The sequence below is a fragment of the Fulvimonas sp. R45 genome (genome assembly GCF_030504985.1).
Taxonomy (GTDB): Bacteria; Pseudomonadota; Gammaproteobacteria; order Xanthomonadales; family Rhodanobacteraceae; genus Rhodanobacter_A.
The window spans coordinates 259,171-271,035 of record NZ_JASERU010000005.1 but is presented as its reverse complement, the minus strand read 5'-3'; the positions used below and the strand labels follow the sequence as shown (position 1 = coordinate 271,035).

The following is an 11,865-nucleotide window of genomic DNA, read 5'->3' as shown; positions in this document are numbered from 1 at the left end:
GGCTTGGCCTGCCAGCCAGGCAGGCGCTGCGCCACGCACTCCCACCTGGCGGCCAAAGCAAGGCAACGCGGGCCACGCGGAGATCGTGAACAGGCTCTGAGGCCGGGGCGCCCCGCTCCTGCATCGAAACGGCGACCCGGCTTCAGCCTTCCGCCAGCTCCCGTTGCAGCCAGCCGGCCAGCGCCGCGATGCGCGGGTCGCCGGCGCGCGTGGTGGCCAGCATCCAGCGCGCCGGCGTTTCGCGGAAGCCCCAGGGCGCCAGCAGCCGGCCGCTGGCGAGGTCGTCGGCCACCAGCGGCTGCGGCGCGATCGCCACGCCCAGCCCCGCCGCCGCGGCCTCCAGCAGGAAGTAGAGATGGGGCAGCGCCTGCGCCTGGCGCAGCGACTCCGGCGGCAGCCCGCTGGCGCGCGCCCAGTCCGGCCACGCCTGCGGACGCGAGGCGGTGTACAGCAGCGGTTCGTCGCACAGCGCCCTGGCGGACAGCGCGCGCAGGCGCTCGGCATCCGGGTGGCGCGGGCTGAATACCGGGCCGATGCGTTCCGGCGCCAGCTCGTGCACCTGCCACGACGCGGGCCAGGGCGGCGCGGCCAGCAGCAGGGCGGCGTCCTGGCCGGGCAGGGCGGCGGCAGGCGTGTCTTCCTGCACGGCCAGGTGCAGGGTCAGCATGGGCAGCTCGTGGCGCAGGCGTTCCAGCCGCGGGATCACCCAGCGCGCCAGCACGCTGCCGGAGCAGCCCAGCACCAGCGCCGCGTCCGCCTGCGCGCGCCGCAGCCGCGCCCAGCTCTCGCGCAACTGGGCGAAGGCGTCGTGGCAGCTTTCCTGCAGCTGGCGCCCGGCGGCGGTGGGTTCCACGCCGCGGCCCTGGCGGACGAACAGTGGCTGGCCGAGCGCCTCCTCCAGCGCGCGCACCTGCCGGCTCACCGCGCCGTGGGTCACGTGCAGTTCCTGCGCGGCCAGGCTCATGCTGCCCAGCCGGGCGGCGGCCTCGAAGGCGCGCAGGGCATTCAGCGAGGGCAGGCCGCGCTCGGTCATGGTGTGAGTTTAGCTCAAGTGTCGGAGCGATCTTTTCGCTTTTTTGCCTCGATGCCCCGCGCTAAGGTGTGAGCCTGTCGCGTCGTTCCGAGAGAGACCATCATGCCCGACATCCGGGATTTCCACGCCTACCCCGACGAGCACGGCCGCTTCGGCCGGTTCGGCGGCAGCTACGTGGCCGAGACGCTGATGGCGCCGCTGGCCGAGCTGACCGAGGCCTATCTGCGCCTGCGCGAAGACCCGGCCTTCATCGCCGAGCTGGACCGCGACCTCACGAACTACGTGGGCCGGCCCAGCCCGGTCTACTTCGCCGAGCGGCTGACGAAGCACGTGGGCGGCGCGCGCATCCTGCTCAAGCGCGAGGACCTCAACCACACCGGCGCGCACAAGATCAACAACACCGTGGGCCAGGCGCTGGTGGCGCGGCACATGGGCAAGACCCGCATCATCGCCGAGACCGGCGCCGGCCAGCACGGCGTGGCCAGCGCCACGGTGGCGGCGCGGCTGGGCCTCAAGTGCGTGGTCTACATGGGCGCGGTGGACATCGAGCGGCAGAAGATCAACGTCTACCGCATGAAGCTGCTCGGCGCCGAGGTGGTGCCGGTGACGTCCGGCTCGAAGACGCTGAAGGACGCGCTGAACGAGGCGATGCGCGACTGGGTCACCCACGTGGCCGACACCTTCTACATCATCGGCACCGTGGCCGGCCCGCATCCGTACCCGCTGATGGTGCGCGACTTCAACGCCATCGTGGGCCGCGAGGCACGCGCGCAGCTGCTGGAGCAGTACGGCCGGCTGCCCGACGCGCTCACCGCCTGCGTGGGCGGCGGCTCCAACGCGATGGGCCTGTTCCATGCCTTCCTCAACGACCGCGCCGTGCGTATCGTCGGCGCCGAGGCGGCGGGCCTGGGTCTGGCCAGCGGCCACCACGCGGCGTCGCTGGCGGCGGGGCGGCCCGGCGTGCTGCACGGCAACCGCACCTACGTGCTGTGCGACGACGACGGCCAGATCACCGAGACGCATTCGATCTCCGCCGGCCTGGACTACCCCGGCGTCGGCCCCGAGCACGCCTTCCTCAAGGACGCCGGCCGCGCCGAGTACGTGGGCGTCACCGACGACGAGGCGCTGGAAGCCTTCCACCTGCTGTGCCGCACCGAGGGCATCCTGCCGGCGCTGGAATCCAGCCACGCGGTGGCGCAGGCGATCAAGCTGGCGCGCGAGTACCCGAAGGACGGCCTCGTGCTGTGCAACCTGTCCGGCCGCGGCGACAAGGACGTGCACACCATCGCCGCGCGCGAAGGAGTCGAGGTATGAATCGCATCGATCGCCGCTTCGCCGCGCTCAAGGCCGCCGGCCGCACCGGGCTGATCCCGTTCGTCACCGCGGGCGACCCGTCGCCGGAACACGCGGTGGCCTTGATGCACGCCCTGGTCGGGGCAGGCGCCGACCTGATCGAGCTGGGCGTGCCGTTCTCCGATCCGATGGCCGACGGCCCGGTGATCCAGCACGCCAGCGAGCGCGCCATCGCCGCGGGCGTCGGGCTGGCCGACGTGCTCGGCTGGGTGGCGCAGTTCCGCCAGCAGGACCCCGACACGCCGGTGGTGCTGATGGGCTACCTCAACCCGGTCGAGATCCACGGCTACGTGCGCTTCGCGCAGGAAGCCGTGCAGGCTGGCGTCGACGGCGCGCTGCTGGTGGATTGCCCGCTGGAGGAATCCGCCGTGCTGGCGCCGCTGCGCGAGGCGGGCCTCAAGCAGATCCTGCTCGCCGCGCCCACCACGGCGCCGGAGCGCCTGGCGCACCTGTGCAAGGCGGCGGAGGGCTTCCTCTACTACGTGTCGTTCGCCGGCATCACCGGCGCGGCGCGGCTCAGCACCACGGACATCGCCGCGCGGGTCGCGGACATCCGCAGCCACGCCAGCGCACCGGTGGCGGTGGGCTTCGGCGTGCGCGATGCCGAAAGCGCGAAGGCCATCGCCGGCTTCGCCGACGCGGTGGTGATCGGCAGCGCGCTGGTGGAACGGCTGGCCGGCGCGACGTCCGCGGCGGAGATCGCGCAGCGGGTGCAGGCATTCCTGGCGCCGATCCGCACCGCGCTCGACGCACGCTGAGGTGCTTTCGCCCGTCGCGCGGAGAAGCTTGTCGCTTGCCTCGAAGGGCGGGGGAAGGCTCCCTCCCCTGCGTGCAGGGGAGGGCTGGGGAGGGGTGCTTCTGGCTTGAAAGCCAAAGCGTGACCCCCTCCCAACCTCCCCCTGCACGCAGGGGGAGGCGCTCACCCGGCAGCAGGAAGCCATCCCGGAAAGTGACAGGCCAAAGGCCTGTGCCAGTAGGCGTGCAGTTGGCGTGGCGGCCCCGTCAGCCCGCCTCGCGCGCACGGATCAACGCCCTGACCCGCGCCACGTCCTCCGGCGTGGCCGGGGTGTACACCACCATGCCGAGGTCGGGCCGGCCGTCGACCGCGAAGGCCGAGTATTCCAGCGCAATCGGGCCGGCGTGCGGGTGGATCAGGTGCTTGCTGCCCTCGCCGAACTGGCGCACGTCGTGGTCGCGCCACATCGCCGCGAACTCGGGGCTTTGCCGGCTCAGTTCGTCGACCAGCGATTGCACGCTCGCCGAGGCGCCGGCGCGCACGGCGTCGGCGCGGAACACCGCCACCACGAAGCGCGCCACGCCTTCCCAGTCGGGTTGCGCCGCGCGCACGCGCGGATCGCAGAACATCATCCGCAGCACGTTGCGCCGTTCCGGCGGCAGCGTGGCGTAGTCGGTCAGCACCGCGGCGGCGGCACGGTTCCAGGCCACGATGTCCCAGGTGGCCGTCTTCACCATGGCGGGACTCCACTCCAGCGCGTCGAGCACGCGCTGCAGCCGCGGCGAGACGCCCTCGGCTTCGCGCTGGCGCACCTCGGGCGGGTGGCCCAGGGCGAGCAGGAACAGGTGTTCGCGTTCCACTTCGGTCAGCAGCAGCGCGCGGGCGATGCGGTCGAGCGCGTCGGCCGAGGGGGCGCCGCCGCGGCCCTGCTCCAGCCAGGTGTACCAGGTCGCGCTGACATGGGCGCGCTGGGCCACTTCCTCGCGGCGCAGGCCGGGCGTGCGGCGGCGCGCCAGCGGCAGGCCGAAGGCGGCCGGGTCGAGCCGGGCGCGGCGGTCGCGCAGATAGGCGCCAAGGCGATGGGCGTTGGCCGGCAGATCCATCCTGTTGGTTCCATTACCCGTATGACGTCACTACTTTACCCGGATGGCGCCGGCGCCGAGAGTGGCCTCCATCCATCATGGAACGGGAGTTGACCCATGCGTGTCTTCGTTACCGGCGCGACCGGTTTCATCGGCTCGGCCATCGTCGCGGAACTCATCGGGGCAGGGCATCGGGTGCTCGGCATGACGCGTTCGGACGCGGGCGCCCGGGCACTGGAGGCCGCCGGCGCGGAAGCGTATCGCGGCGACCTGGAGGACCCGGACAGCCTGCGCCGCGGCGCCGCCCTGGCGGAAGGCGTGATCCACTGCGCCTTCGACCACGACTTCTCCAACTTCGTCGCCAACTGCGAGAAGGACCGCCGCGCCATCGAGGCGCTCGGTGCCGGGCTGGCGGGCACCGACCATCCGCTGGTCGTCACCTCGGGCGTCGGCATGGGGCAGGCGGCACCGGACCGGCTCGCCACCGAGGACGTGTTCAACGCCGACGCACCCAACCCGCGCCGGGCATCGGAACTGGCGGCCGCGGCGGTGGCCGCCGCGGGCGCCAACGTGTCGGTGATGCGCCTGCCGCAGGTGCACGACACCCGCCGGCACGGCCTGGTCAGCATCCTCATCGAGGTGGCGAGAGAGAAGGGCGTCTCCGCCTACGTGGGCGAGGGTGGCAACCGCTATTCGGCGGCACATGTGTCCGACGTCGCGCGGCTCTACCGGCTGGCGCTGGAGCGGCGCGCGCCCGGCGCGCGCTACCACGCGGTGGCCGAGGAAGGCGTGGCGTTGCGCGACATCGCCGAGGCGATCGGCCGCGGCCTGCAGGTGCCGGTGGTTTCCCTGCCGGCCGACGCGGCGGCGGACCATTTCGGCTGGATGGCGATGTTCACCGGGCATGACCTCTCGGCCTCCAGCGCCTGGACGCGGCAGGAACTGGGCTGGCAGCCGACGGGCCCCGGGTTGCTGGCGGACCTGGCCGGCCACTTCAACGGTTGAACGACGACGTGGTGCGGCACGGTCGTCGCGCCGACATCGCGCTCTCGCCCGTCATTCCGGCCTGCGCCCACTGCTGTCCGGGATAATCCGGGGACGCCGCTGGAGAGTGAATGCCCACGCCGTTTACACAGGAGGCAGCCAGGAGGCGACTTCATTCCTGATGGCGACCACCGATCCGAAGCGTCATTCCGGCGCAGGCCGGACAAGCGCGCAGCGCGCAGAACGCCCGTAGGGCGGCCCCGAAGGGGCGAGCGCAGCGAGTCATCCAGTAGCCGCGCGGTTTGATCAAGCGTGTTCGCTACTGGATGACCAGACCTTCGTCTGTTGATAAAGCGCCTCCGGCCTACGCCGGGATGACGAGCAAAAACGTGAGGCGGCATGCGCCGCGCACAATGGTCCGGTTTCGAGATTATTCCGGACAGCAATGGGCTGCGCCGAGATGACGACTTGGACAGGTGGTCGCCACCTGGAATGAAGCTGCCTGCGCCGCGCGGCATTCCACACGCCCGCGTCCGGAGCGCCTCGCCGAACTCGGCTAGAATGCCCGCCTCACCCGAGGTGCCGCTATGAACTGGTTGCAGAAGATCATGACCCCACGTGCGCGCACGCAGGCCACCGCCGCCGGCAAGGGCAAGGTGCCGGAGGGCGTGTGGGAGAAGTGCGCCGGCTGCGGCACGGTGCTGTACAAGCCGGAACTGGAACGCAACCTGATGGTCTGCCCCAAGTGCGGCCACCACCACGCCATTCGCGCCCGCGCCCGGCTGCTGTCGCTGTTCGACGAGGGCTCGACGCAGGAACTGTGGGCCAGCATGGAGGCCACCGATCCGCTGAAGTTCCGCGACTCCAAGAAGTACCGCGACCGCATCGTCGCCGCGCAGAAGTCCAGCGGCGAGAAGGACGCGCTGGTGGCGATGAACGGCCGGCTCAAGGGCCGCCCGCTGGTGGCGGTGGCGTTCGACTTCGCCTACATGGGCGGCTCGATGGGCTCGGTCGTGGGCGAGAAGTTCACCCGCGCCGCCGAGAAGGCGCTGGCGGACCGCAGCGCGCTGGTGTGCTTCTCCGCCACCGGCGGCGCGCGCATGCAGGAGGCGCTGTTCTCGCTGCTGCAGATGGCCAAGACCTCGGCCGCGCTGGCGCGCCTGCGCGACGCGGGCGTGCCCTACGTCAGCGTGCTGACCAACCCCACCACCGGCGGCGTGTCCGCCAGCCTGGCGCTGCTCGGCGACATCAACGTCGGCGAGCCGAAGGCGCTGATCGGCTTCGCCGGCCCGCGCGTGATCGAGCAGACCGTGCGCGAGACGCTGCCGGAAGGCTTCCAGCGTTCCGAGTTCCTGCTCGAGCACGGCGCCATCGACATGATCGTCGACCGCCGCGAGATGCGCGACACGCTGGCCGACCTGTTCGGCCTGCTGGCGAAGGCGCCGCGCGCCGCCTGAGCCTGCCGCCATTCCGCACCACGTCGCGATGCCGCCTCCGGGCGGCATCGCCGTTTCCGCCGGGTGGTTTTCCACAGCGCGTGTGGATGATCGTGGAACAAGCCTGTGGACAAGCCGCCCCGGGGCCTTGGGCGACAGGCACTTGGCACGCGCTGACGAAAATTTGCGCAGGATCTCGCGCTTTTTCCACAGCCGGTGTGGAAGCGGCTGGGCAAAGCCTGTGGATAGGTGGCCTATCTGCCTGAGCGCAAAGCACCTCGTGACGCGCTGCGCAGTTTTTGCCCAGCCGCCCGGTGCTAGACCATCGGCGGCATGATTCCCGCGACCAGCCACAGCGACAGCCCGCCCAGCCCGCTGCCGATGGCCAGCGCCGCCAGCACGTCGCTGGGATAGTGCAACCCCAGCACCACGCGCGACGCCGCCACCAGCGCGGTGAACGGCAGCAGCAGCGGCGCCAGCATCGGGTACCAGGCCAGCGCCACGATGGTGAAGCCGGTCGCCTGCAGGGTGTGGCCGGAGGGGAAGCTGAACTCGTCCAGCGGCGGCAGGTGCGCGATCACGCCCGGGCAGGCGCGGAACGGGCGCGGCCGTTTCGTGCGGCGCTTCAGCACGCGGTAGAGCTGCAGCGCGACCAGCCCGGTCGCGGCCATGTGCGCGGCCGCCCACAACCCGCGCACGCCGCCCAGCACGGCCAGCGCCGCCATCAGCGCGTACCAGAACACGCCATCGCCGAGCCGGCTCATCAGCGCGAAGAAGGCGCCCACCGTGTGGCGCGCGCCCCAGCGGTTGGCGAGCAGGCACAGGCGCGCGTCGAGTGCACGGCGCGGCGTCTCAGGCACGGGCGGCGAGGACGTGGTGTGCATGGTCAGGTTCTCCGGCCAGTTCGTGCAGCAGGGTCTCGAATTCGCGCACCACCGCGTCGGGCGAGAGCTGCGCCATGCTGCCGCGCGCGGCGCGGCGCATCCGGCGCAGCCGCGCCGGGTTGGCGCCCAGCCGCACGGTGGCGCGGACGAAGGCGTCCGCGTCGCCGGGGGCGATGCGCGCGCCGCCCACGCCGTCGCGCAGGTGCTCGTGCGCGGCGCCGGTGTCGAAGGCCACCAGCGCCACGCCGGCGGCCAGCGCCTCCAGCACCACGTTGCCGAAGGTCTCGCTGAGACTGGGGAAGGGGAACAGGTCGGCGCTGGCGACGTGCCGCGCCAGCGCCTCGCCCACCTGCATGCCGGTAAAGACGTAGTCCGGATGGGCGGCCTGCAGCGCGGCGCGTTCCGGGCCGTCGCCGACCCAGACGAAGCGCGCCGCGGGCGCTTCCTGCCGCAGCGCCTCGAAGGCGCGCACCGCCAGCGCCAGGTTCTTCTCCGCGGCGATGCGGCCGAGGTACAGCACCACCGGCGTGTCCTCGCCCGCGCCCCATCGTGCGCGCAGCACGGGGTCGCGCCGGTCCGGGTGGAACAGCCGCGTGTCCACCGCGCGGCGCAGCAGGCGCACGTTGTCCACGCCCAGCGTGGCCAGCTCCGCGCCGAGTGCCGCGGTAGGCACCAGGGTGGCCGCGGCGCGGCGATGGAAGCGGCGCAGGTAGGCGCGCACCAGCGGCGTGGCCCAGCCCAGGCCGTAGTGGCCCGCGTAGTGGTCGAAGCGGGTGTGGAATCCGGTCGCCGCCGGGATGCCCAGCCGGCGAGCGACCCGCAGCGCGCTGCCGCCCAGCGGCCCTTCGGTGGCGATGTAGACGACGTCGGGACGCTGCCGTTCCCAGCGGTGTCGCAGTGCGCGCGTAGCGGGCAACCCCAGGCGCACGCCGGGATAGTGCGGCAGCGCGAAGCCGCGGGTGAGCATTTCGTCCATGCCGTCCGCACCCGCGCCGGGCTGCGGCTGGCGTGGGCGCACCAGGTCGATGCCGTGCCCGCGCGCGGCCAGGCCGACCGCCAGGCCATGCACGGTGAGCGCCACGCCGTTGATCTCCGGCGGCCATGTTTCGCTGATGATGCCGATGCGCATGCGCGCTTCCCCGGGTGGCCCGGACGCAGCATCGGCGCGGGCGGTTGCGCATGGATGGCGGGCGGGTGACGGGGCGATGACGCTCTCTCGTCGCAATATCCTGCGACGGGCTACACTGGCGCTTCTTCCGTCCCGAGGACCTGCCGATGAAACGCATGCTGCTTGCATCCGCCCTGGCGATGGTGTCCGCCGCCGGCCCCGCGTGCGCGGATGGACTGCCGACGACGAAGGCGCCGGCCGGGGCGCAGGTCTACATCGTCTCGCCCCGCGACGGCGCCACCGTGCCGCAGAGCTTCGCCGTGCGCTTCGGCCTGAAAGGCATGGGCGTGGCGCCGGCCGGCGTGGACAAGGCGCATACCGGCCACCACCACCTGCTGGTGGACGTGCAGGAACCGCCCGCCGCCGGCCAGCCGATCCCGAAGGACGCGCACCACCTGCACTTCGGCGGCGGCCAGACCGAGACGGTGCTGAAGCTCGCGCCCGGCACGCATACGCTGCAACTGGAGCTGGGCGACGCCAACCACGTGCCGTTCGACCCGCCGCTGGTGTCGAAGAAGATCACGGTGCACGTGAAGTAGGCGCCCGACGCTCAGCGGCCGAAATACACCGACACGCCGAGGCCCGCCTCCCACAGGTCGGCGTGGCCGCCGAGGCGATGGCGGAAGCTGCCGTCGAGTTGCACGCGCGGCGTGACCAGCCAGGCCAGCCCGGCACCGGCCATGCTGCCGGCGCCCGTGCCCGCCGCGTGCTGCACGGCCGCTTCCACGTAGCCGCTCAGGCGCCCGCTGAAGGCGTAGCCGTCGTTGACCGCCAGCAGGCGGCTGTCGCGGCCGCCGCTGCGCACGTTCTCCAGGTACAGCGCGGCGGTGTTGCGCGTATTCCACTGCCAGTTGAAATCGGCGCCGAGCAGGTACTGCCGGCGCGGGTTGCGGAAAGCGCGCGCGCCGTCGGTGAATTCCACGCTGCCCAGCAGCCCCCAGCTGAAGGTGCCCGACGCGGGCAGGGCGAATTTCATCCCGAGCGAGCTGTCGCCGCGGCCGTCATGGTCGATGCCTGCCGCCGCCATGCGCTGGTACGAGGTGCCCAGCTGCAGTTCCAGCGGTCCGCCCAGGCCCAGCCGCAGCAGGGTGTCGGCGGCGTATTGCGAGGCGCCGTCGGCGCGGCTCCAGTCCGGCAGGCCCTGTTCCCAGGTGACATCGCCCGCGCGCAGCACCGCCGGCGTGAAGCCCAGGCCGGGGCGGTCGTAGCCCGGGTTGCCGTCGGCGCGCGCGCCGGAGGGCAGGGCGGACACGAGCGGAATGGCCAGCAAAAAAGCGAGCCGGCGGAAAGGGCGGAAGGCGCGGCCGAGTCGGAGGGTTCTCATGTCTGCGTTTCGCGGTGCTGCAATGCCGGCATGGCGGCGGGGCGGATCAGCGTACTATCGACGCAAGCCGACCGAATCCCCGCGGAGGTGCCCCCGTGAAACGCGCATGGCTCGCCCTGGCCCTGATGGCCCCGGTTGCCGCATGGGCCGCCGGCATTCCCGGACCGCAAACCGTGGCACCGGCGAAACCGGTCGCGCACAAGCCCCTGTTCGAGGTGAAGTTCGTCCTGCGGCCCGCCCCGAAGACGACGGGCGACGTGCCGCGGATCGATTACAGCGACCGGTCCGCCGCCATCGCGCCGTTGCAGCTGGGCAGGCAGGATGCCACGGCGTTCCATCCCTTCGCCTTCAGCCCGAACGTGGAAATCTGCCGGGCCTGGGCCTGCGAGATTGCCGACCAGCGTTAAACGGGTGGCCCGCATCGGGTAAAATCGCGGTTTCATTTGCGCCGCGATCCCGATGAGCTTCCGTACCCGCTTCGCCCCCAGTCCCACTGGTTTCCTGCATATCGGCGGGGCGCGTACCGCGCTGTACTGCTGGCTGGAAGCCCGGCGGCGCGGCGGCGAGTTCCTGCTGCGCATCGAGGACACCGACCGCGAGCGCTCCACCGACGAAGCCGTGCAGGCGATCCTCGACGCGATGGCCTGGCTGGACCTCGACGCCGACGCGGCGCCGGTGTACCAGACCCAGCGCCTGGCCCGCTACCGGGAAGTGGCCGGGCGCCTGCTCGCCGAGGGCAAGGCCTACTACGCCTACGAAAGCAAGGAGGAGATCGAGGCGATGCGCGAGGCCGCGATGGCGAAGGGCGAGAAGCCCCGCTACAGCGGTTATTACCGCGACCGCAACGAACCGTATCGCGAGGACCCGAACCGGGTGATCCGCTTCAAGAACCCGCAGCAGGGTTCGGTGGTGTTCGAGGACAAGGTGAAGGGCCGCATCGAGTTCGCCAACGGCGAACTGGACGATCTGGTCATCTTCCGCTCCGACGGCTGGCCCACCTACAACTTCGCGGTGGTGGTCGACGACATCGACATGGGCATCACCGAGGTGATCCGCGGCGACGACCACGTCAACAACACGCCGCGCCAGATCAACATCTACAAGGCGCTGGGCGCGCCGGTGCCGGAGTTCGCGCACCTGCCGATGATCCTCGACAAGGAAGGCAAGAAGCTCTCCAAGCGCACCAACTCGGTGAGCGTGATGGAGTACCGCGAGAACGGCTACCTGCCGCACGCGATCCTCAACTACCTGGTGCGGCTGGGCTGGTCGCACGGCGACCAGGAGATCTTCTCGCGCGAGGAGATGGCCCGGCTGTTCGACGTGGCCGACGTGAACAAGGCCGCCTCGCGCTTCGACACCGAGAAGCTCAACTGGCTCAACCAGCACTACCTCAAGACCGACGACCCGCAGGCGCTGGCGCCGGAGTTCGAGTGGCACCTGGAGCGCATCGGCATCGATCCCGCCCGGGGACCGGCGCCGGCCGACGTGATCGTGGCGCTGCGCGACCGCGTGCACACGCTGAAGGAAATGGCCGAGAAGGCCGGCATCTGGTACGGGCCGATCACCGAGTGGGACGACAAGGCGGTCGCCAAGCACCTGAAGAACGACAGCGCCGCCGCAGTGCTGGCCACGGCGAAGGCGCGGCTGGCCGGGGTGGAATGGAAGCCGGAGCCGATCCACCAGGCCATCGAGCAGGTGGCGGCGCAACTGGAGCTGGGCATGGGCAAGATCGCCCAGCCGCTGCGCGTGGCGATGACCGGCACGCAGGTATCGCCGTCGATCGACCACACCATCTACCTGGCCGGCCGCGCGGAGGCGCTGAAGCGCATCGACACGGCGCTGGCCATCGCGCAGGGCTGACCTCC

Annotated in this window: 12 protein-coding genes; 7 read left to right on the top strand and 5 right to left on the bottom strand. The window is 71.6% G+C overall.

The annotated features are described in order from the left end of the window. Nucleotides 1-142 precede the first annotated feature (142 nt). Nucleotides 143-1,033, bottom strand: coding sequence for a LysR family transcriptional regulator (locus tag QMK61_RS07150; RefSeq protein WP_302071454.1), 891 nt, complete (start codon nt 1,031-1,033; stop codon nt 143-145). Nucleotides 1,034-1,135: 102 nt separating this feature from the next. Here QMK61_RS07150 and trpB point away from each other — a divergent pair, with 102 nt between their 5' ends. Beyond that, nucleotides 1,136-2,347, top strand: a complete 1,212-nt coding sequence (trpB, locus tag QMK61_RS07145; RefSeq protein WP_302071453.1) for a tryptophan synthase subunit beta — start codon at nt 1,136-1,138, stop codon at nt 2,345-2,347. Further along, nucleotides 2,344-3,144: a tryptophan synthase subunit alpha gene (gene trpA / locus QMK61_RS07140; protein ID WP_302071452.1), complete on the top strand. Its 801-nt coding sequence runs from the start codon at nt 2,344-2,346 to the stop codon at nt 3,142-3,144. The genes trpB and trpA overlap by 4 nt, the downstream gene beginning before the upstream one ends. Nucleotides 3,145-3,388: 244 nt before the next feature. Here trpA and QMK61_RS07135 read toward each other — a convergent pair whose 3' ends face one another. Then, nucleotides 3,389-4,225, bottom strand: a complete 837-nt coding sequence (locus QMK61_RS07135) for a helix-turn-helix transcriptional regulator (RefSeq protein WP_302071451.1) — start codon at nt 4,223-4,225, stop codon at nt 3,389-3,391. 96 nt (nt 4,226-4,321) lie between these two features. On the opposite strand from QMK61_RS07135, the gene QMK61_RS07130 reads away from it, so the two are divergent. Together QMK61_RS07130 and accD are read left to right on the top strand one after the other, a co-directional pair. Further along, a complete protein-coding gene (locus QMK61_RS07130; protein WP_302071450.1) occupies nt 4,322-5,209 on the top strand; it encodes an SDR family oxidoreductase in 888 nt (295 codons plus the stop codon). 566 nt (nt 5,210-5,775) lie between these two features. Continuing rightward, a complete protein-coding gene (gene accD, locus QMK61_RS07125) occupies nt 5,776-6,645 on the top strand; it encodes an acetyl-CoA carboxylase, carboxyltransferase subunit beta (RefSeq protein WP_302071449.1) in 870 nt (289 codons plus the stop codon). Nucleotides 6,646-6,941: 296 nt separating this feature from the next. On the opposite strand, the gene QMK61_RS07120 is transcribed toward accD, so the two are convergent. Further along, the gene (locus tag QMK61_RS07120) at nt 6,942-7,508 is read right to left on the bottom strand and encodes a phosphatase PAP2 family protein (protein WP_302071448.1); all 567 of its coding nucleotides are present in this window, start codon (nt 7,506-7,508) and stop codon (nt 6,942-6,944) included. Continuing rightward, nucleotides 7,477-8,637, bottom strand: a complete 1,161-nt coding sequence (locus tag QMK61_RS07115; protein ID WP_302071447.1) for a glycosyltransferase family 1 protein — start codon at nt 8,635-8,637, stop codon at nt 7,477-7,479. Before QMK61_RS07115 ends, QMK61_RS07120 begins: the two co-directional genes overlap by 32 nt. Before the next feature lie 146 nt (nt 8,638-8,783). Between QMK61_RS07115 and QMK61_RS07110 the strand changes: the two genes are divergently transcribed. Then, the gene (locus QMK61_RS07110; protein ID WP_302071446.1) at nt 8,784-9,215 is read left to right on the top strand and encodes a DUF4399 domain-containing protein; all 432 of its coding nucleotides are present in this window, start codon (nt 8,784-8,786) and stop codon (nt 9,213-9,215) included. A gap of 11 nt (nt 9,216-9,226) precedes the next feature. Here the strand turns inward: QMK61_RS07110 and QMK61_RS07105 are convergent, their stop codons facing one another. Continuing rightward, nucleotides 9,227-9,928 (bottom strand): transporter, encoded by a 702-nt coding sequence (locus QMK61_RS07105; RefSeq protein WP_302071445.1) that lies wholly within the window; start codon nt 9,926-9,928, stop codon nt 9,227-9,229. 167 nt (nt 9,929-10,095) lie between these two features. On the opposite strand from QMK61_RS07105, the gene QMK61_RS07100 reads away from it, so the two are divergent. Next, nucleotides 10,096-10,407, top strand: a complete 312-nt coding sequence (locus tag QMK61_RS07100) for a hypothetical protein (RefSeq protein WP_302071444.1) — start codon at nt 10,096-10,098, stop codon at nt 10,405-10,407. Nucleotides 10,408-10,459: 52 nt separating this feature from the next. Continuing rightward, nucleotides 10,460-11,860 carry a glutamate--tRNA ligase gene (gene gltX, locus QMK61_RS07095; protein WP_302071443.1) on the top strand — a complete coding sequence of 467 codons (1,401 nt, stop codon included), beginning with the start codon at nt 10,460-10,462 and terminating at the stop codon, nt 11,858-11,860. The last annotated feature ends 5 nt before the right edge of the window (nt 11,861-11,865 follow it).